At 44.3% G+C, this 19,734-nt stretch carries 18 protein-coding genes; 8 read left to right on the top strand and 10 right to left on the bottom strand.

Annotated features, from left to right (window positions below; all coding sequences use genetic code 11):
* Window positions 1-103: 103 nt before the first annotated feature.
* From HOP38_RS10850 to HOP38_RS10840, 3 genes are all read right to left on the bottom strand, one after another.
* Window positions 104-991, bottom strand: coding sequence for a hypothetical protein (locus HOP38_RS10850; protein WP_031493400.1), 888 nt, complete (start codon window positions 989-991; stop codon window positions 104-106).
* Window positions 992-1,133: 142 nt separating this feature from the next.
* Window positions 1,134-2,468 (bottom strand): DUF4397 domain-containing protein, encoded by a 1,335-nt coding sequence (locus HOP38_RS10845; protein ID WP_198558048.1) that lies wholly within the window; start codon window positions 2,466-2,468, stop codon window positions 1,134-1,136.
* A 148-nt stretch (window positions 2,469-2,616) separates the two neighbouring features.
* Window positions 2,617-3,060 carry a dCMP deaminase family protein gene (locus HOP38_RS10840; protein WP_031495097.1) on the bottom strand — a complete coding sequence of 148 codons (444 nt, stop codon included), beginning with the start codon at window positions 3,058-3,060 and terminating at the stop codon, window positions 2,617-2,619.
* Between the two features lie 300 nt (window positions 3,061-3,360).
* Between HOP38_RS10840 and HOP38_RS10835 the strand changes: the two genes are divergently transcribed.
* Window positions 3,361-4,140, top strand: coding sequence for a tetratricopeptide repeat protein (locus tag HOP38_RS10835; RefSeq protein ID WP_198558047.1), 780 nt, complete (start codon window positions 3,361-3,363; stop codon window positions 4,138-4,140).
* Between the two features lie 81 nt (window positions 4,141-4,221).
* Here the strand turns inward: HOP38_RS10835 and HOP38_RS10830 are convergent, their stop codons facing one another.
* On the bottom strand, window positions 4,222-5,145 hold the full coding sequence (locus HOP38_RS10830) for a pyridoxal-phosphate dependent enzyme (protein ID WP_198558278.1): 924 nt from the start codon (window positions 5,143-5,145) through the stop codon (window positions 4,222-4,224).
* A gap of 449 nt (window positions 5,146-5,594) precedes the next feature.
* On the opposite strand from HOP38_RS10830, the gene arnB reads away from it, so the two are divergent.
* From arnB to arnF, 7 genes are all read left to right on the top strand, one after another.
* Complete coding sequence (gene arnB, locus HOP38_RS10825) at window positions 5,595-6,755, top strand: UDP-4-amino-4-deoxy-L-arabinose aminotransferase (RefSeq protein WP_006074389.1); 1,161 nt, start codon at window positions 5,595-5,597, stop codon at window positions 6,753-6,755.
* 3 nt (window positions 6,756-6,758) lie between these two features.
* Entirely contained in the window at window positions 6,759-7,757 is a 999-nt protein-coding gene (gene arnC / locus HOP38_RS10820) for an undecaprenyl-phosphate 4-deoxy-4-formamido-L-arabinose transferase (RefSeq protein WP_006074390.1), read from the top strand.
* Window positions 7,758-7,781: 24 nt separating this feature from the next.
* Window positions 7,782-9,764 (top strand): bifunctional UDP-4-amino-4-deoxy-L-arabinose formyltransferase/UDP-glucuronic acid oxidase ArnA, encoded by a 1,983-nt coding sequence (arnA, locus tag HOP38_RS10815; protein WP_198558046.1) that lies wholly within the window; start codon window positions 7,782-7,784, stop codon window positions 9,762-9,764.
* Window positions 9,764-10,678, top strand: coding sequence for a 4-deoxy-4-formamido-L-arabinose-phosphoundecaprenol deformylase (gene arnD / locus HOP38_RS10810; protein WP_006074392.1), 915 nt, complete (start codon window positions 9,764-9,766; stop codon window positions 10,676-10,678). The genes arnA and arnD overlap by 1 nt, the downstream gene beginning before the upstream one ends.
* Before the next feature lie 89 nt (window positions 10,679-10,767).
* Window positions 10,768-12,420: a lipid IV(A) 4-amino-4-deoxy-L-arabinosyltransferase gene (gene arnT, locus HOP38_RS10805; RefSeq protein WP_124939969.1), complete on the top strand. Its 1,653-nt coding sequence runs from the start codon at window positions 10,768-10,770 to the stop codon at window positions 12,418-12,420.
* Window positions 12,420-12,767, top strand: a complete 348-nt coding sequence (locus HOP38_RS10800) for a DMT family transporter (protein WP_124939968.1) — start codon at window positions 12,420-12,422, stop codon at window positions 12,765-12,767. Before arnT ends, HOP38_RS10800 begins: the two co-directional genes overlap by 1 nt.
* Window positions 12,767-13,192 (top strand): 4-amino-4-deoxy-L-arabinose-phosphoundecaprenol flippase subunit ArnF, encoded by a 426-nt coding sequence (arnF, locus tag HOP38_RS10795; RefSeq protein WP_198558045.1) that lies wholly within the window; start codon window positions 12,767-12,769, stop codon window positions 13,190-13,192. Before HOP38_RS10800 ends, arnF begins: the two co-directional genes overlap by 1 nt.
* 23 nt (window positions 13,193-13,215) lie before the next feature.
* On the opposite strand, the gene HOP38_RS10790 is transcribed toward arnF, so the two are convergent.
* The 6 genes from HOP38_RS10790 to HOP38_RS10765 form a co-directional block, all read right to left on the bottom strand.
* Window positions 13,216-13,851: a sugar transferase gene (locus tag HOP38_RS10790; RefSeq protein WP_198558044.1), complete on the bottom strand. Its 636-nt coding sequence runs from the start codon at window positions 13,849-13,851 to the stop codon at window positions 13,216-13,218.
* 10 nt (window positions 13,852-13,861) lie between these two features.
* On the bottom strand, window positions 13,862-15,049 hold the full coding sequence (locus HOP38_RS10785) for a glycosyltransferase family 2 protein (RefSeq protein WP_198558043.1): 1,188 nt from the start codon (window positions 15,047-15,049) through the stop codon (window positions 13,862-13,864).
* A gap of 39 nt (window positions 15,050-15,088) precedes the next feature.
* Window positions 15,089-16,204, bottom strand: coding sequence for a glycosyltransferase (locus HOP38_RS10780; RefSeq protein WP_198558042.1), 1,116 nt, complete (start codon window positions 16,202-16,204; stop codon window positions 15,089-15,091).
* A 132-nt stretch (window positions 16,205-16,336) separates the two neighbouring features.
* Entirely contained in the window at window positions 16,337-17,767 is a 1,431-nt protein-coding gene (locus HOP38_RS10775; RefSeq protein WP_198558041.1) for a GumC family protein, read from the bottom strand.
* On the bottom strand, window positions 17,764-18,885 hold the full coding sequence (locus tag HOP38_RS10770; RefSeq protein WP_006074400.1) for a glycosyltransferase family protein: 1,122 nt from the start codon (window positions 18,883-18,885) through the stop codon (window positions 17,764-17,766). The genes HOP38_RS10775 and HOP38_RS10770 overlap by 4 nt, the downstream gene beginning before the upstream one ends.
* A 37-nt stretch (window positions 18,886-18,922) precedes the next feature.
* Window positions 18,923-19,657, bottom strand: a complete 735-nt coding sequence (locus HOP38_RS10765) for an acyltransferase (protein ID WP_198558040.1) — start codon at window positions 19,655-19,657, stop codon at window positions 18,923-18,925.
* Between the last annotated feature and the right edge of the window lie 77 nt (window positions 19,658-19,734).

Here is a 19,734-nt window from a genome sequence, read left to right as displayed (position 1 = left end):
GGAATGAATCTATCCAAAGCGAACATAAGCTCAAATTAGATGCAAATTCCATTATTATCTAATTAAGTCGATGCGTTAGATTTCTCTTTAGCAATCTTGGTAGCTAGAATCGCGCATCCAAAGTAACAAAAAAGCTCTTACGTTGCCCCAAACCCATTTCAGTTACTAAAACCCAATTTGGAGTAAACTCGTACTGAGCGCCTAACAGGGTGTTCCAGTTATTTGCAAGACTTTGATTAACAGTAAACTTGGCGTTTTGTATGAAGCCTAGGTCTCCTAATCCACCAAGAGGCAGATCTTTGACGTTTCCAGTTAAAGTTTGTTCGATGTTTTGATACTGAGCACCAATCCAAGCTCTAACTGGAAAGTCCGTATTTCTTGAAAAGTCGTAGCCAATTCGCGGCGATACAACAATAGAATCTATTTCACCATCAATTACTGTCAATTTTGTTTTTGTATAACTGGCGTCAACAAGAGCAAAGACACTTTCGTAGCCACCGGCTATAACCGTACCTGCACCGTACATATATCCATCTAAGTCCAGACGAAATGGTGCATTAATATCGTCAATACTAACTTCGTGCTGGCCCAAAAAGCCTAAGTCAATTGTACCGTTGGCGGATGTAATAGTGGTTTCTGAATAGCCATTTAACTTACCACCAATTGCATAGAAATTAAGAAATGGCAGGACCCAAACATCTGCCTTTAATGTAAGTACTTCACTTTCTTGGTAGCCGCCCTGTGTGTTGATATTCAGGTCTTTAATAATGCTAGGTAAACCAGTCAAAGCAATAGAGTCGACATTAATACCTTGAGACACATTCATATACCCTAAGCTAAGCCCAACCGCTTCGGGTAGAGTATATCCACGCTCTTCTGCTTCCTTCTTAAATAGAGGTAGCTCGATGGCGTTCGCTGAACTTAGACCTAGAGAGATTAAGGCAGAAGTGCTTACGGCACGCTTGAAAACGGTAACAAGAAAATTGGTCATTTAAGGACTTACTATTGGCTCAAATTATAAGATCGCGGATTGTAGTGGACTAAAACATATATGGGAAGAGAATTAGTGGTGAGTCTGAGCAAAAAGTCCGCTAAATGATCATTGCGGACTTTGATTAGAAGCGAGCTTTTAGTTATTTGTCGACATTGAGTGCAATTGAGTTTTCAGTTGCGAACGCTGTCGCGACGTTACCATTAGCTAGTGTGACTCCAGAAGCAGACAAGAGTACGTTTGTCGTTCCAGCGGCTGCAATGGCAAAATCATAGGTTCCAGCATTGACCTCTAATACAGCGGTTTCTTTAAAGTTAACGCCTTCCAAAACAACGGTGTTCGCAGAGAATCCGGTGCCTGCGGCTGCTGCATGAATATCAACGGTGCCTGCAACTGGATTTGCGTGTAATACACGTAGTTTTGCGTAGGAGGCCACACTTCTGAGATCATCTTCGATCACCACAGGTTCAATAGATTGATCCGAAAAACGTCCCACAGCAAAAATCGTCGTTTCCGAGCCAGCAGAAAATAATGTTCCTGGAGCTTGAATTGCTTCTGGTGTAGTTGCTCCAGTAGGAGTGACGGTTAAGTCATATGACGAAGCGGCCAAATCAAGGCTTTTGATTTTTTCAAAACCAATAACATTTAATCCTGTCACTACGTTACCTGATGCTCGAACGTCGACGTCACCGAGGTCGGCAACGGCATGACCTACTCGCACCGTTGCTTTTTCTCCTGTACTACGCAACACGCTGACAGCGGAACCGTCAGCAACCAGCAAATTAACAGGTGATACCATTCCTCCACTGACATTTGGCACAGCGGTAACCATTAGATCGCTGCCACCGTCTAATGTCAGGGTTCCACTGTCGTAAACTACATCTGCATCAGTACTCTTTCCAGCCAGCGTAATTCTAATGCGATAATCACCCGCAGGTAGTGTAACTGGGAGCTGAGATTCGTCTTCTTTGAAAGTAAGGTCTGAAACAGCGATAGTGCTGGCACTAATACTTGCGTCTGTCGTCAGGTGAATATCGACGCCACCAACTCCCGGATGACCATGTAATACGTCCAATCGCACGGATTGAGCATCTGGACCGCTTGTCGAACGTGACAAAATCACAGGCTCGATTGCGTTAACGTTATTTACCGCAAAAACGTCATACTGCATGTCTGGTGCAAAATTGACAGCATTAGCAGTGATGACATCCGCGGTCGTATCTCCTGCCAATAAACCTCTGACGATGAGGTCGTGATTGCCCGCATCTACAGTAATTAGCCCGCTGCCTTGTTGATAATCTACTTCAGAAAGTCCGCTGGCGATAGCGCCGTCAAGTAATATTGAAACCTGCGGTGCATCAGCACTAGCATGCGTTACACGAAGTTGAGAAGTAGGGGTTGAGTCGTGAGAGTCGCTTCCACAGCCAGCTAGGAACGTTGCTGCAGAAGCAAATAGTGAAAGTTTGACGATGTTCATGTTAAGCCTCATTGCATTCATTATTTGCAATTTGGCTTACGGTTTCCCTAGGCTATCAGTTCATTGCGTGTTGAGTAATTAGCTCTTTAGTTAAGAATTAGGTGGTAAGTTCTAAACTAAAAGATAAGCACTCGGACTGCTATGATTTCTAATCTAGTTGTTCTAAAGGTAGCCAATCTACATGAACACCTGCTTGCTCAAACATATCTTGGCTCAGTGAAATTTTTTCACCCCAACGAGACAGAAAGTCTTCCGTTTGTTGCGGACAGTGCACGACCGAAATACCAGTTTGAATAATCTTTGCAGCGCAATTAGGGCATGGGAAATGGGTAACCCAGATCTCACAACCGTCTAAATCTCTCTTTGCAAATAAAATTGCGTTCTCTTCAGCATGCAGAGTTTTGAGATATTTGGTTTCTCGTTCATCGACTTCTGCACTATCAGAAATGCCATGGGGATACCCATTAAAGCCGACAGAAACGATTCGATTATTTTTGGTAATAACGGCACCAACTTGCGTCGATGGGTCTTTACTCCAGGAACCAACCAGTTCCGCCATCTGAATGAATCGTTTCGCCCATTTAGAGACCATAACTACTCCGTTCTTTATCTAATTTGACCAATTCAAAATCTTTTCTGAGTGTACAAAACTTACTAGGGTAAAACGAGGGATTTCTGTAAACGATTGCAAGGCTGAGCCTTGTAGGCTCAAATAGGGCGGGACTTGAAAAGGCAAACGATATATTTGTGCTTAGTTTGCGTTCAACCCACAACATTTTTGTGACTAATACGAAATTCTTTGTCAGAGTATCGCTAATTCTGTTTTAATTAGTCAGAAGATTATTAATCATATGGCAGAATTTGACGACGTCTTTAAGGATAGGAATAAACAATGCGAAAAACACTGTTAGCGGTTTCCCTATGTGGTCTGTGTTTTAGTGCAGGAAGCCTTGCGTTTGTAAAAGATTGGTCAACAGTGAGCGTAAAAAAAGTTGAGCAAGGTGCCAAGCAAGGCGATCTATTTGCTCAAATAGAGTTGGGTGACCGCTATGCTGACGGCAATGGTGTCAAAGAAAATGACGCCAAAGCGGTGGAGTGGTATCACAAAGCGGCCAAACAAGGCAGCGAATCCGCCATGTACAAGCTAGGCATGATGTACGACAACGGTCATGGTGTAAATTACGATGCCAAAGAAGCGGCGTCATGGTTCGAAAAAGCGTCTCAAAAAGGTAGTGTTCAAGCCCAGTATTATTTGGCTGGTATGTACAAATGGGGACGCGGTGTTCCCAAGAGTAATAGTAAGGCAGTAGAGTATTATCAATTAGCTGCTGAACGCAACTTTGATGTAGCACAGAATAGTTTGGGCGTAATGTATGCTAAAGGGCTGGGCGTCGAGCGTGATGATCTTGAAGCAGTAAAGTGGTATCGAAAGGCTGCTGAGAACGGATACGCTTATGGGCAGCGAAATTTGGCTTATAAGTATTCATTAGGAGAGGGCGTAGAGCTCAATAATGTAGAAGCTTATGCTTGGGCCTCTGTTGCATCTACTAATGGTTATGCGACGGCGGAAAAGCTCCGTGATGATTTAGCGCTCAAGTTAAACGCGGACGAGTTACAGCAAGCTCAACAGAAAGCAAAACTTTATTTAGAGTCGTACTCTTCGCATCAATGATAGAGCGGAGCCTTCTTAGAAACAAAAATGAGGAGCTGTAGCTCCTCTTTTTGTTTCATGTTGTACCGCATTGAGGCTGAACTACCACTCATTTTTTGGTGCGTCGTATTTTCTGCGATAGCGGGGTAGCATGGTCTCATTACCCAGTATGCCACCTTGGTGAATGTACAATAGAGAAACATCTGGGTTATCACTTAACCAAGGTAGTAGGCAACGCCACATCATTGGGTCGTAAAGTAGATCAAACTCTACGTGGGTTTCAGCTTGTAGTAACCGCCAGATCTCATAATCTTCTAAATACAACTTGCCAAAGTGATGTTTGTTTTCGAGCTCAAGAATGGTCGGGTAATAAGAAAAGTTACCAAGCTCGTCAAACTGTTGTATTAAGTAATCTTTACCGCCCACACAAGGGCAAGTAAGAACCTCAATACCTTGGGGGGCGAGAACTTGTGCCAAATACAGAGCTGTCGTTCCAGTTCCTGAAGGTAATGCCACTTTAATCTGCTTGTTTTTTTCAAACCTCGACCAACTTAGAATTTCCTCTGCTAACTGCACGATACCTTGACGGGCTGATTGAAAGCGTCCCCCCTCTGGTACGATATAGCTGTCAGTAGAATTGGCGAAGTTGGCTTGTATATAGGCATGCGGATGCATTGCGTTGGGACCTAGCAGCTCTTTGAGGGAGACTATCTCTGCACCAAGCTCTTTAGCTGCCCTGTAGTTACCATTAGGGTTTTGGTCTAACCATTCTGGTTTGTGATCAACAAAATACTTGAGCTTTATACCTTTTATTTTAGCCAGTGCAGCCAAAGAGGTTAAGGAGTTTGCTTGAGCGGAGCCCCAACCAATGAGTTGAGTAACGTTCGTCAAATCTGTTTCAAGCAACTCAGCGAACTTCCTCGCCTTATTGCCGTTGAAATGACTATGTAGCAAGTCATCTCGCTTCAAATGAAAATCGTGTCCTTGAAACTGATGTTGTGTCACAGGACTGTTATTGAGGTTCACGATCATACCTGACTCAAAAAAGTGGACGCTGATTCTACCTTCTCACCATGATAGACACAAACAGAGCACATACAAATGATTACATTGGCGAGCCATTAAATGTGGCAGAATAGCGCGTTTTCTTAGCTTAGCTTAGAAAGTGTGAAACAAGAGTCAGCTAAATTTACATAAAACTGACTTAGTGCCCTGAGTGCTATGCTGATTAGATAAATCATAGGATTTTCACTGTTAGGCCAAGAATATTTATCGATAAGTGGCACTTTAGTAAATATTATTGTTAATTTGCCGATACACACATAGGTGTGGGTTATATTTGCGGTAATTATGTTCTAAAGGTCAATGTTTTGTATTGCTAAAACGCATCGACCCTTTTAATTCTTTGAACGCCCTAGTAAACTTTGTTGTCCTTCTTCGTGTCAGAGTACACGATTTAACTGTGAGTTTAAAAAATGAGCCAGCCTTTTCTCCCTTTATGTAGACCTGCTGTAGATGAGCAAGACATCCAAGCCGTGGTCGATGTCCTTCGTTCCGGGTGGATCACCACGGGTCCCAAAAATGCAGAGTTAGAAAATAAAGTGTCTGAACACACTGGTGCTCCACATGCCGTTGCTCTTAGTAGCGCGACTGCAGGTATGCATCTAGTATTGTTGGCTTTAGGTATCGGTCCTGGAGATGAAGTTATCACTCCATCACTTACTTGGGTTTCTACCGTCAATATGATTACGCTTGTTGGAGCAAAACCAGTATTCGTAGATGTTGATGCTGACACCTTGATGACGGATGCTGAGAAAATTGAATCACTGATCACTAGCAAGACGAAGCTTATCATCCCGGTGCATTATGCTGGGGCATCGCTTGACCTTGACCCTATTTACCAGTTAGGTGAGAAGCACAATATCCCTGTGATTGAGGATGCGGCTCATGCTTTAGGTACCGAGTACAAAGGCAAGCCAGTGGGCAATCGTGGTACATGCCTGTTCTCTACTCACGCAATCAAAAACGTGACGACGGCAGAAGGTGGTGTACTTACCACGCATGATGCTGAATTAGCTGACAAAGTGCGTCGTTTAAAATTCCATGGTCTGGGCGTTGATGCTTTTGATCGTGAAACTCAAGGACGAGCGCCTCAAGCAGAAGTCGTGGAGCCTGGCTTCAAATACAATATGCCTGATATCTGTGCAGTGTTAGCGCTTGGACAAATGGATCGAATTGCGGAAATCACCGAAAAACGTACGCAGTTAGCGCTGTCTTATCGCAGTCAGTTGGCGTCTATCAAAGGTGTGACGCCACTAGGTTTGGCTTCTCATGAGCACAAACACTGTTGGCACCTAATGATCGTTAGAGTGGATCCTGCTGTTGCAGGCCTTACGCGCGACGACCTAATTGCCGCACTAAAAGAAAAAGGTATCGGAGCAGGTATTCACTTTAAAGCCTGTCATACTCAAAAATATTACCGCGAAAACTACGCGGAATTGTTCGGGGCGATTAACCCTGATTTACAGAATACAGAACGTAACAGTAATCAAATCTGCTCACTACCGCTGTTTCCTGATATGACTCAGGATGATGTCGAGCGTGTAGTTAGCGCCGTTTCAGAAATAATTGGGTAAACCATGAAACACAATCAAGCAATCAACTTTGTCTCTATCGTTATTCCGGTATACAACGAAGAAAACTGTCTACAAGAACTCATTGACCGTACGACCAAGGCGAGTGATAGCCTAGGTAAAGATTACGAGCTCATTCTTGTGGACGATGGAAGTCGTGATCGCAGCGCGGAAATCATTGAAGAAGCATCAGCGAAAGAAGGGAGCCACGTTGTTGGCGTTATCTTGAATCGTAACTATGGCCAACATAACGCTATTATGGCTGGCTTTGAGCAAGTACGTGGTGATTTGATCATCACACTTGATGCAGACCTTCAGAATCCACCAGAAGAAATCCCTAACCTTGTAGCAAAAGCTGAAGAAGGGTTCGATTCTGTGGGGACAGTTCGTAAGAATCGTCAAGATAGTGCACTTCGTCGTTACCCATCAAAGCTTATCAACAAGCTAGTGAAGCGTTCTACTGGCGTAGAGATGAATGATTATGGTTGTATGCTTCGTGCGTACCGCCGACATGTTGTTGACGCAATGCTTGAGTGTCACGAGCGCAGCACGTTTATTCCTGTGCTAGCGAATGGCTTCTCTCGCCACACCACTGAGATCGACGTGCATCATGATGAGCGTGCTGATGGTGAGTCGAAATATAGCTTTATGAAGCTTATTAGCCTAATGTTTGACTTGATCACCAGTATGACAACAGCGCCATTACGCCTGTTGAGCATTGTTGGTGGTGGTATCGCTGCGGCAGGTATCGCGTTTGGCGTCATCCTTATGTTGATGCGCATTATGTTTGGTTCTGAGTGGGCAGGTGATGGCCTGTTTACTTTGTTTGCTATCCTATTTGTATTTGTTGGTGCACAGTTTGTGGGTCTAGGCTTACTTGGTGAGTACATTGGTCGTATTTACTCTGATGTAAGAGCGCGCCCACGTTTTTACGTGCAAGATGTTTTAGTCGGTGAAGCCACTAAAAATGCACGTGAAAGCGACGAATTAAAAAATAAAGAATAAGATTTGTATTTAGAGGAATATTCCATGAAAGTAGTAGTGTTTGCCTACCACAATATCGGTTGTACTGGTATTCGTAGCTTGCTAGACGCGGGTGTAGAAATCGAAGCAGTATTTACTCATGTTGATGACAGCAACGAGAACGTGTTTTTTGACTCTGTAGCGAAACTTGCAGCAAAGAACGGTATTCCAGTTTACGCACCTGAAGACGTGAACCACCCACTATGGGTTGAGAAAATCCGTGCGATGAAGCCAGATGCACTGTTCTCTTTCTACTATCGCAATATGATCAGCCAAGAAGTGCTAGATATCGCTCCTAAAGGTGGTTTCAACCTACATGGTTCTTTGCTTCCAACATACCGCGGTCGTGCACCAATCAACTGGGCATTAGTTAACGGCGAAACTGAAACTGGTGTAACGCTGCACCAAATGGTTCAGAAAGCGGATGCTGGCGATATCGTTGGTCAAGAAAAAATTGCTATCACTGACGCTGATACGGCAGAAACGCTTCATAAGCGTATGAACACAGCATCTAGCGATCTACTGAGCAAAGTGCTTCCAACTATCGTAGATGGTTCATTCAAAACAACGGCTCAGGACGAAAGCAAAGCAACTTACTTTGGCCGTCGTACTCCTGCTGACGGTGAGATTAAATGGTCTAACGATTCTCGTACCGTATTTAACCTAGTTCGCGCGGTAACAGAACCGTTCCCAGGCGCATTCACTTTCCTTGGTGAGCGTAAGCTGACTATTTGGAGCGCGGAAGCAAGCGACAAAACATTTGATGTAACTCCTGGTACTATCGTTTCTACTACACCATTAACGATCGCTTGTGCTCAAGGTTCACTGATTGTTAAATCTGGTGAAGCAGAAAACGGTCTATACCTAGGTGGTGAGCAGCTAGCTGCTGAGCTTCACCTTGTTGAAGGCATGCGCTTTGGTCCTCAAGCAAGTGCACTTATTAACGCTAAGAAGCGTCAAAAAGTACTTATCCTCGGTGCTAACGGCTTCATCGGTACTCACCTAACTAAGCGTCTTCTAGACGACGGTGGTTACGAAGTTTATGCAATGGACATGAACTCGAATCAAATCGAAGAGCACCTAAGCCACCCAGATTTCCACTTCGTTGAAGGTGATATCACTATCCACAACGAGTGGATCGAGTACCACGTTAAGAAGTGTGACATCATTCTTCCACTAGTGGCTATCGCAACACCAATCGAATACACGCGTAACCCACTTCGCGTATTCGAACTCGACTTTGAAGAGAACCTGAAGATCGTTCGTGCGTGTGTGAAATACAACAAGCGCATTATCTTCCCATCGACTTCTGAAGTTTACGGTATGTCGACGGATCCTGAGTTCAACGAAGATACTTCACCACTGATCGTTGGTCCTATTAACCGTCAGCGTTGGATCTACTCAGTATCTAAGCAGCTACTTGACCGTGTTATCTGGGCTTACGGTAAGAAAGATGGCCTTAAGTTCACGCTATTCCGTCCGTTCAACTGGATGGGCCCACGTCTAGATAGCTTGAACTCTGCACGTATCGGTTCTAGCCGCGCGATCACTCAACTTATCCTAAACCTAGTTGAAGGTACGCCGATCAAGCTTATCGACGGTGGTGAACAGAAGCGTTGTTTCACTGACATCTCTGAAGCGATTGAAGCGCTATTCCGCATCATCGAGAACAAAGAAGGTCTGTGTGACGGTCAAATCATCAACATCGGTGCACCAGAAAACGAAGCGAGCATCAAAGAGCTTGCTGAGACATTGGTTGAGAAGTTTGAGAACCACCCACTGCGTGATCAGTTCCCTCCATTTGCTGGCTACAACCTAGTAGAAAGCAAAGCGTTCTACGGTGACGGCTACCAAGACGTTCAACACCGTAAACCAAGCATCGCAAACGCGAAGAAGCTGCTTGATTGGGAACCAAAAGTTCACATGAACGACACAATCGAAGAGACTCTAGATTTCTTCCTTAAAGGTGCAGTAGCAGAAGAGAAGTAATGGAACAGAATGAAGTCACTAAAGTCGGTCTTCGTATCGATGTAGACACTTTTAGAGGCACCAAACTTGGTGTACCTAAGCTACTCGAAATTTTCGAGAAGCACGGAGTGAAGGCTTCATTCTTCTTTACTGTTGGACCTGATAACATGGGGCGCCATATATGGCGCCTTTTGCGTCCCGCATTTCTGAAGAAGATGCTTCGCTCTAAGGCCGCTAGTCTTTACGGTTACGATATTTTAATTCGTGGCACTATCTGGCCAGGTCCTGTGATTGGCAAAAAACTTCGTCCAATTATTGAGGCGGCTGATAAAGCTGGTCATGAAATTGGTTTGCATGCTTGGGACCACCACAAGTGGCAGATGAAAACCGATACCATGTCACCGGAAGAGCTGCGTAGTGAGATTTCCAAAGGCTATAACATGCTGAAGGATATTACTGGTAGAGATCTGCCTTGTAGTGCAGTAGCTGGTTGGCGCTGTACTGATCAAACGCTTATTGAGAAAGATGCTTTCCCATTTAAGTACAATAGCGATTGTCGCGGCGATTCTATCTTTTCTCCAGGTGAAGGAATGGCACCTCAAATCCCAGTGACTTTGCCTACCTATGACGAGCTTGTCGGGCAAGATGGTGTCGACAACAGCAACTACAATGATGCTATTCTTAAGCTTATTAAGCGCGATGGTTTGAATGTTTATACAATCCACGCGGAAGTAGAAGGTATTGTTTGTGCTGAAATGTTTGAAGATTTGATTGTCAGAGCTAAGCAACAGAATATAGAATTCGTACCCATGATAGATCTGCTTGAAGGGGCAGAATCGCCACTTCCAAGTGATGCAATAAAAAACATCGAAATGGAAGGGCGAGAAGGGTGGCTAACACACCAAGCGTCATTTGTAGAACGCATGGGATTGTAGTCGCTTTTACGCCTTAAATGTCGCTGCATGTAGATTTGAAACTAGTATAAGCCCATGATGTCATGGGCTTTTATTCAATTGGATGAAGAATGCAACAATCACGAATTAACTGGGCGGTGTGGATACCGCTTTTCTTTATTGCGTTATACATACTACCGCTTGATCTGCGCCCACTGTGGTCACCAGATGAGCTACGCTACGGAGAGATCTCTCGCGAGATGGTGGCTTCCGGTAACTGGATAGTTCCTACCTTTAACGACTTACGTTACTTCGAAAAGCCGATCATGGGTTATTGGTTTAACGCCATTGCACAAGTTATTTTTGGTGACACCAATTTTGCTGTGAGAATTGCGTCGGCACTTGCTATGTTTGGTTCTGCACTCTTTTTAGTTTCTCTCGTTGGCAGAATGACAGATCGCCGTCAAGGTTGGCTAACCGCAGGTGTGTTTCTTAGCATGTTTATGGTGGCAGCAATCGGTACTTATAGCGTACTCGATGGCATGTTGGCATTCTGGCTTACTGCTTGTTATGCCGCCTTCTATTTTGCAACGGAAGCGACCTCTACGAAACAGCGATGGTTACACTATGGCTTAGCAGGGTTCTTCTGTGGTTGTGCTGTTTTGACGAAAGGCTTTTTAGCGCTAGCGTTACCAGTTATTGTCGTTATACCTTACATGATTATGCAAAAGCAGTTCCTAGAGATATTAAGATGGGGCTGGTGGGTGATGTTTGTTGCGCTTATCACTTGTTTGCCATGGTCTCTAGCTATACATGCAGCTGAACCAGATTATTGGAATTACTTCTTCTGGGAAGAGCATATCCATCGTTTCTCTGCTGAAGATGCGCAGCACGCTGCGCCGATATGGTATTATGTACCGTTCCTATTCTTAGGTACTCTACCTTGGGTATTTTGGGCTCCGTCTGCTCTTGTTCAGTTAAAGGGTGAGTTTTCAAAGCCACTTATTCGCTACTCTATTCTTTGGGCGGTAATGCCATTTTTGCTGTTCTCCTATGCAAGTGGAAAACTGGCGACGTATATCTTACCTTGCATGGCTCCAATTGCGATTCTATTGACCCATGGCATTATCAAAGCCTATAACAGCAAAGCGAAAGGTCTAACAATAGGTTCGATTATTAATGGTTTATTCTTTGCAACGGTTGCTATTACATTAATGGTGATGTTCTTTATGGGTAAGCTACCTTTGGATGAGTCTGAATCTTATCGTCCTTGGATTGCGTTGTTCATACTAGGATTTTGGGCTACTTGTGCTTTCTATGCAGTGAAAGCCAAAGCGTTCGAACACAAGTTTGCTGCGTATATGGTATCGCCTTTGGCTCTTTTCGCCTTGTTCTCCACTGTGCTTCCAAATACGACGATTGACTCAAAAATGCCAGCACGTTTCATGGAGCAATTAGCACCAAAAGTCACCGATGATATGGTTCTTATTGCGGACTATCCGGATACAATGTCAGCACTAAACTGGTACTTGAAGCGCAGCGATGTCTATCTCACCAAGTCTATGGGTGAGGTGGATTACGGTCTGAAATATGAGGACTCGAAGCATCGCTTCATTGAGTGGAATCAGTTAGATGACTTTATCAAAGAGAAACAGTTGACGGGTCCAGTGCTCTTACACTTTAGAGACCTACCGCCGTTGCCAGAAGGTTTCCCTGAACCAGATGATCACGTTGATCGTGGCCGTTATCATGCGCTGATCTTTAATCAAAAAGATGCCCAGTAATGACAGTACTGCTGTTTGTACTTTCAGTCGTCGCAAGCTCGCTTAGCCAATATTGGCAAAAGCGAGCAGCTATGTATTTTGAAGAAAACCCGCAGCTGTCCGCAGTAGGGAAGCTATTGAGCTTTCCTATGCTTCTTGGAATTGTCTTCTTGGGAACCAGTGCCTTAACTTGGTTGGGTGTACTGAGTCAGTGGGATGTATCAGTTGCTTATCCGTTACTAAGCGTTAATTTCGTTATCATGTTATTGGTTTCTAAATTTGCCTTTGGTGAAGTCATTCTGCCCAAGCAATGGCTTGGTGTAATGTGCATAATGATCGGCGTTGGCATTATTGGAGGAGCTGGTTGATGGTAGCGAAAGATCTTAAAGCCGGCTTGCCAATTGCACTAGTGAGTGTCCTGCTAATATCTGCTGCTCAGCTCTCTATGAAATGGGGAATGGGAGGGATTGCATCGCAATGGGATAGCATTGTTGTTTTATTTGAACAAGATCAACTGCTTGATCTCCTAGTACATGTGTGGCCAGCTTTAATTGGTGTTGGCATCGGCCTAGGGTGCTATGCACTGTCTATGGCGTGTTGGGTAATGGCTTTAAAGCACTTGCCGCTAGGGGTTGCGTATCCTTTGCTTAGCTTGAGCTATGTGATTGTCTACTTGCTAGCAGTGACTTTGCCTTGGCTCAATGAGACATTTAGTTGGGTGAAGTTGTCCGGGATCGGTTTTATCCTCCTAGGGCTGACTTTTATCTTTACCGCGAAAAAGTCCAGCCAATAGGCCGGACTTTTTTTGTCTTAGACTTATCTGCCGCGTCCATCAACCATGATTTTTAGAGTTCTAAAGACAATATGAATGTCAGTGGACAGCCAAGTCTTAAATGACGACAGTGATAAGGCATAACTGTGGTCGTAACCAACCTTACTTCTCACATCTTCAATGCACGTATCATAACCTTGATTAACTTGTGCTAGTCCAGTGATACCGGGTAGTACGTCGTAAGTTCGTTCTACAAAGAATGGAATGTCATTCTCAAGCTTGTTATAGAAGTCAGGGCGTTCTGGTCTTGGCCCTATGAGCGACATATCGCCTTTGAGTACATTAATAAACTGCGGGAGTTCATCAAGTCGGGTTTTGCGAAGAAAGCGGCCTACAGGTGTGATTCGCGGATCGTCTTCTGTCGCCCATGTTGCGCCTGAATGGGATTCGGCATCCACATACATTGAACGATACTTGAGTACATAAATGAAATCCATTCTCTCAGGAGTCCATTTCCCTACTCTGAGCTGCTTATAAAATATGGGTCCTCTCGAGGTAAATTTAATTGCTAGCGCTACAGGTATAAAAGTGATTGCAAGGATGATCATGCCAACACTAGCACCTACAATATCGAAAATTCGTTTTGAGAAGTGAATTGAGCGTCTTTCATAGTTAGTCATAATTATCCTCCTAGCGCGTGAGACGCTGCCATTTTCCATTTTCAAGTCCAAATAAGTAACGAAGCCCACCAATCAAGTTAGCAGTATGGCCAACGATTAAGTATGTAATTAAACGAATGAGTCGCAGCTTTTGAAGAGGTGGGCAGTAGTTCGCTATTGCGGCAATAACGTAAACGGCTACCTGCGAATAAAACAGTACCAAGAAGATAGCGTTTGTTTGCGCCAACCAAAGTGACGAAATCAAGCATGTAATCATTAAGTATGGTGTAAATAGGCGTAGTCCTTTGCCCGAGAAAAAGGTAAATGCAGTCCGGCCATATTGCGGCGAGAATAGATCAAACAACATGATTACCTGTTGCATGTTGCCCGCTGAGATACGTAATCGTCGCCGAAAGTCTTGGACTGATTCAGTGGGTTCTTGCTCGATGGCATTCATATTAGGTGCGTATGCGGCTTGATAGTGATGGCGAACAATCCTCATCGGAATGATGAAATCATCGTTGATTGTATTGTCCGGTAACAATTCAAATAGCGGTGTACGTATGAAATACAGCGCTCCATGTGCACCAATCGTAGACCCCATAGTGGATTCACGATATTTGATGTTGTTTTGGTATTGCCAGTAGTCTGACTCTCCGGTTTGACCGGCATGAAGCAGCTGATAGGTTGAGTTTACGACACCGATGTTCTGATCTTTGAAGAACTCACTGGCAATTAGAAGGGCATCTACGGAGATAATTGCTGAAACATCTGAAATGCAAGTAATATCACTGTCGACTTTCGGAATGTATCGGTTAAGGATCGCAACTTTCCCGGTATTATCTTGCTGATTGATAATTTCAAAATGGGTATCCGCGCATATGGCCTCTTGTATTGTTGACTCAGCGATATTAAGAGTGCTGTCTTCACTGCCGTCATCAATAATCACAATTTTCAGCTTATCTCTTGGATAGTCTAACGATGCGCAATTTCTGACTTTATCCGCTATCCACTGCTCTTCATTATAGGCAGGTATGATAATGGTAACCGTCGGTAGTACACGATCTCTACGAACGCAACGATAGCCTCTTGGTGTTGCACCACTTGTGATTATTGGATGTCGATTAGCCCACCAGCGGAGAATCACTGGATATCCAGCATGGTGATACACTATGAAAAATGCGCTTAGAATGAATATTCCAATCAATACTACTTCCATATTATGTCCTTTCTATAATTAATCTTGACTAGCCAAGAGTTAAGCCTTGAACACAAGATTTCGATAGGCTTCGCTCATTGAACGTACATCATTATTCTCGACAACAAAGTCTCGTGGACAGAATAGGTGACGTGTTTTTAATGCGTTCTCTAAAGCTTGCACCAATGAAAACACTCGGTTCGATTTCGTTGTCACACCAGATAAAGGGCATAGAGTTTCCTTTGCCGCACCAACATCCGTAACCACAACTGGAACGTTGCACGCTTGTGCTTCAAGGGGCGAAAGTGGAAATCCCTCACACACTGAAGGGAGACAGAACAGATCAAGCGATTGGTAAAACGAAGGCATATCGTTTACTAATCCAAGAAAGTGAACCCTGTCCTCAACTTTCAAAGCTTTGGCAAGGTCTTTGAGCTCTTGCTCAAGGGAACCTATACCTGCAATAGCGAGGTGGATATCGTTCGAAAGTCGTGCAATGGATTTGATCAAAGTCGCTTGTGCTTTAACAGGTTCTAAACGACCAGCGGTGCCAATGAGGGTAACTTTGGCTGGCAAACCAAGGATACGCCTTGCTCCAGCCTGATTCGCAGGTACGAATCGGTTACAGTCCACTCCATTTTTAATTACAGTCGGCGTGGTATAAGGGAATAGCTGAGAAAGCTGCTGCTGAACTTTTTGCGCATCAGCCACTAAGATTGGGTTAACCACCTTGAGTGCGAGATTTTCTACCTTTTGACGTTTTGCATCGGTTAAGTGCCACATATCGTGCTCGGTATGAATTCGTGCTGGGACTCGGTTGAGTCTTGCTGCAATGCCACCATAGATTAGAGGGCCAATATGATGAGTGTGGACAACTTGAGGCTTTAGTACCTTAAGTAGTCGATACATCACTCGAAGCAGAGTAATTTGTGAACCGGGCTTTTTGCCGAGAAAGAATAGATGTGAGCGATATTTGATAAGTTGTGGCCAGTGTTTAATTGCTTGTTCAAGCTCCCCTTCCAAACTGATGATGAATACTCTTTCATCTTCTTTCGCTTGCTTAAGCAGTTCAAGAACCATTGTTTCAAGTCCTCCAGGAGCGAGGTGTTGAACAACGTGTACGACCTTGTATGTGCTACCAGAGTTGTGTTTTGGAATAAGGGGTGAGCTTGCCATAATTTGCTCCTTGCATAGGCGTTGCATTGTTAATCTAACGTTGCACGGGTTGTGCCAAGTTAATAAGTAAATAAAAACATGTAGTTAAGCTCAAAATATATGGCTTTCCCGATATGACATTCATTCTGAATATCATTCGGCGGCAATCTTAGGAATCGCAGTAATCAAAGGCACACCGGATATTTGAGTGAGTTGATCCCTACGGCGTATAGTTGTATCAAAGAGCTCAAGAACAATTGCCATACCTATGCCCAGAACAAGTCCAGCGATAACACCAACAGCCGCAAATACGGTTGGCGTGAAATTCGTTGGTGAACTGGGTGTATAAGGGAGATCGATGATTTTGACTCGTTTATTTTGCTCAAACACACCTAATGAACCGGTCAATTGTGCCATTTCGTAACGTTCCACTAGTTCATCGTAGAGTTGTCTTTTAAGACTGACATCACGTTGTAGCTTCAATAATTGTTTGGCATTACTACCGTAACTTTGGGCGTTGACGGTGAGCTCATCAATCATAGACTGCAAGCTATTAGTTTCTTGCTTGAGTGATTCGTACCGACCTCGAACAAGTTGGAGGCTGTGAAGCTGGGTAATTAGAAGTGGCTGAATATCGCCTACATCGCTAACTGAAGTCACACTGGCAATATCCCACAGTTGGTCGCTGTTGAGTTCGGGTTGCTCAGACTGAAGTAATTGGTTGCGCTCTTTCTCTAGCCTACTAAGTTCTCTAAGTTTGGCCTGCACGGCACTGTGGGTATCAGTGTATTTTGCTTTAAGTAAGGTTAACGCGCTTCGAGTTTCAATGATCTGTTCTTCCAATTTGCCGACTATCGGGTTGGTTTTGGAGAGTTGCTGATCAAGCGAGCCTAGGCTTTGTTCTACGCCAGATAGCTCAGCTTGTTTTTCCGCCAAAGTTTGCTTAAGCGAGGCTAGTCGGCTCAGATTCTCATTTTGCATTTCAGGTGTCGCTGAAGAGTGTTGGTTGTAATAATCGGCTAACGCTTGTTCGGCGTTTTCTAGCTCTTGTTTGCGTTTCTTAATATGGATAGTCAGAAATTCACTGGAATCTCTGATCGATGAGCGTTCAGGTGCCAAAAGTTCTTCGACAAAGTGAACACTTACTGATTCTAGCAGCGCCTTCATGCCCTCTGGTGAGGATGAGGAGTGTTCAATTTTTATGAAGTCTTTGCCTAATTGAGTAACGGTTAGGTTGGCAGAAAGCTCAGCGATAATTTGATCTTTTTGAGATGCGGTCATGGAGTCATTAATAAGGCTTAGGTCACTTGCAACTGACAACAGCACGTGTCGGCTGTTGAGGAGAGTTTTAAGTGCTGACAGACGATCTTTGAGCATGGTCGAGACGGCAATATCTTCAAGGAACGGATTCATTTTGGCGGTTTCTTGAATCAGCATGCTGGTATGCGATTTATATTTCAGAGGAGTCAAGACGCCAATAGCATAAGCGACAAACGGCATGATCAAGATTGGCATTGCTATCGCATAACGACGCCTCCACGCTGCCGTTAAGATAGCTAAAAGCCTCAGCTTTAGCTCACTCATAAGGCCTCCAAATAGCGCTCTAGTACTTGAGTTCTTTGTTCCCAGCTCTCGCTGTCGACTAGACCTTCAGGAAGCTTAGTCGATTGCTTTGCCGCTGACTCAAGCGCTTTTATCATTTCGCCAACATTTTGAATCACGATGACATGTTCACGGTAGGGCTTAAGTGCCGGAAATTCGGTAGTAATAACCGGTCTTCTTGCGGCTAAATACTCTTTCAGCTTAAGAGGGTTGCACGCACTAATTTGTGCGTTTAAGACGAATGGCAGCAAACTGACGGTCCAGTGCTGGCTGTAACATGCGAGTTGCGCATGAGGCTTGGGTCCCAGATAAAAGACGTTGTCGGCCTGTACAATTGGAAACTGTTCTAGTTCGAGTTGACCAATAAATACGAAATCCCAATGCGGCATGGCACTTATCACCTGATTAAGGAGATCATAATCTAGCCAACTAGAAAGACTGCCATAGAAGCCAGCAATTGGACGTCCTCTGTTTGGTAAGTCATTGGCGCGCTTGGTAGGCTGGGAGAAGCGCTGACAATCCACACCATGAGTTAGCAAGCGAGTTTTCCTTTCCGGGAATTTTCTCAGAAGCTTTTCGCTTGCCGTAATGACCATATCAGCCTCTTGAACCAGATGACGTTCATGCTGCAATACCGTGTCATGATCAACTCCTGCGAGCGCTCCAAAATCGTCACCGCAGTAGTAGACAATAGGTAGATTACCTAATCGTTGGCAGACGTCAGCAGCGGTGGGTAATGAACTCCAAATAATGGGATTGTTGAGTTTTAGTCTTTTAATAACGGGAACCAACTGTGACTCCATCAAGGCTGCTGCCAGCTTTCTAGACCATGTTGAACGAGGTGCTGGAATCGTCATCAGGTTTACAATAGTAATAGTCTCTGGTACTGGCTCGGATTCGAGTTTCAGTTGTTTGGACTTATCACGTCGGAGTAGCTTGTTTAGTGCTCGGGCCGCATCGTGTTTAGTAAACTTGGGTTGACGTAAACCAATGGAATTTATCCAGAGTACTTTCCGCTGACTGGCAAGGCGCTTGACGAGATGCTGAGTGCTAGAAGGCAAGGCACCATAGTCTTCTCCGAATACAATCAAATCTCTCATAACATAATCCTTGTTATTCAGTAACGGCCAATTAACGCTATATCGTCTGATCGATATGTCTAACGACTTTCGCAGGGCATCCAGCGGCGATAACATTGGCGGGTAAATCGTTAGTCACGACGCTACCTGCAGCGACGATGGTTCCCTGTCCAATTGTCACGCCAGTTTGCACGGTTACTCCTGTCGCTAGCCAAACGTCTTGCTCTAGGACAATGCTTCCAATGCGATGATCTTCATCGGGTGCACCTTCTGCTCTTTGGCGTGCATTGAGCGGATGTCCTGAGTAACCAAATAATTGACAACGTCCCGCGATTCTCACGTTGTCTTGAATTTCAACTTTTTCGGCAACAGCGATAGTGACCTGCCAACCTATATCAACATTGCTACCGACGATAAGTTCTGGATGTATTGCAGGGTTAGGGTGAGGTGTAGTTCGAGCGCTAAAAGTGGTGTGTCCTGACACTCGGCAGTCATTGCCTAATGCAATTTTCAGGGGACCAGTGACAAGTGGCAATCCGCTGTAAAGATAGAGTGAGTGACCACATTTCGATACGCGCCCTTTAAATGCAGGCGTGTATACAAGTAGTCGAGATAGTGTTTCGATTCCATTTCGCAAAATAGTTAATAACGCATAGAGCGCTTTGTTATAAAACGATGGCGTGGGAATGCCTGTCGCACGCGCTCTTTTCAAAATGACAAAAAGGTTTCTCATTTTGGGATTTGGATGAGACCGAAGCCAATTTTTGAAATCGAATGACGAAGTAGTATTCATTTTGACATTCCTTCTCATTATTCTGAGTCGTAGATTTTAGGATACTAGAAGGGGTATCAAGAAATGCGCCAATAATT

Origin of the sequence: Vibrio mediterranei (genome assembly GCF_013364395.1) — a bacterium.
GTDB classification, from domain to species: domain Bacteria; phylum Pseudomonadota; class Gammaproteobacteria; order Enterobacterales; family Vibrionaceae; genus Vibrio; species Vibrio mediterranei.
This window is presented reverse-complemented; position numbering and strand designations above follow the sequence as displayed.

Coding starts and splice junctions, on each gene's coding strand:
- HOP38_RS10765 (WP_198558040.1), bottom strand. CDS start 19,657: ATGAATACTACTTCGTCATTCGATTTCAAAAATTGGCTTCGGTCTCAT.
- HOP38_RS10770 (WP_006074400.1), bottom strand. CDS start 18,885: ATGAGAGATTTGATTGTATTCGGAGAAGACTATGGTGCCTTGCCTTCT.
- arnC (WP_006074390.1), top strand. CDS start 6,759: ATGAAACACAATCAAGCAATCAACTTTGTCTCTATCGTTATTCCGGTA.
- HOP38_RS10845 (WP_198558048.1), bottom strand. CDS start 2,468: ATGAACATCGTCAAACTTTCACTATTTGCTTCTGCAGCAACGTTCCTA.
- HOP38_RS10780 (WP_198558042.1), bottom strand. CDS start 16,204: ATGGCAAGCTCACCCCTTATTCCAAAACACAACTCTGGTAGCACATAC.
- arnB (WP_006074389.1), top strand. CDS start 5,595: ATGAGCCAGCCTTTTCTCCCTTTATGTAGACCTGCTGTAGATGAGCAA.
- HOP38_RS10840 (WP_031495097.1), bottom strand. CDS start 3,060: ATGGTCTCTAAATGGGCGAAACGATTCATTCAGATGGCGGAACTGGTT.
- arnD (WP_006074392.1), top strand. CDS start 9,764: ATGGAACAGAATGAAGTCACTAAAGTCGGTCTTCGTATCGATGTAGAC.
- HOP38_RS10775 (WP_198558041.1), bottom strand. CDS start 17,767: ATGAGTGAGCTAAAGCTGAGGCTTTTAGCTATCTTAACGGCAGCGTGG.
- HOP38_RS10790 (WP_198558044.1), bottom strand. CDS start 13,851: ATGACTAACTATGAAAGACGCTCAATTCACTTCTCAAAACGAATTTTC.
- arnT (WP_124939969.1), top strand. CDS start 10,768: ATGCAACAATCACGAATTAACTGGGCGGTGTGGATACCGCTTTTCTTT.
- HOP38_RS10800 (WP_124939968.1), top strand. CDS start 12,420: ATGACAGTACTGCTGTTTGTACTTTCAGTCGTCGCAAGCTCGCTTAGC.
- arnA (WP_198558046.1), top strand. CDS start 7,782: ATGAAAGTAGTAGTGTTTGCCTACCACAATATCGGTTGTACTGGTATT.
- HOP38_RS10785 (WP_198558043.1), bottom strand. CDS start 15,049: ATGGAAGTAGTATTGATTGGAATATTCATTCTAAGCGCATTTTTCATA.
- HOP38_RS10850 (WP_031493400.1), bottom strand. CDS start 991: ATGACCAATTTTCTTGTTACCGTTTTCAAGCGTGCCGTAAGCACTTCT.
- arnF (WP_198558045.1), top strand. CDS start 12,767: ATGGTAGCGAAAGATCTTAAAGCCGGCTTGCCAATTGCACTAGTGAGT.
- HOP38_RS10835 (WP_198558047.1), top strand. CDS start 3,361: ATGCGAAAAACACTGTTAGCGGTTTCCCTATGTGGTCTGTGTTTTAGT.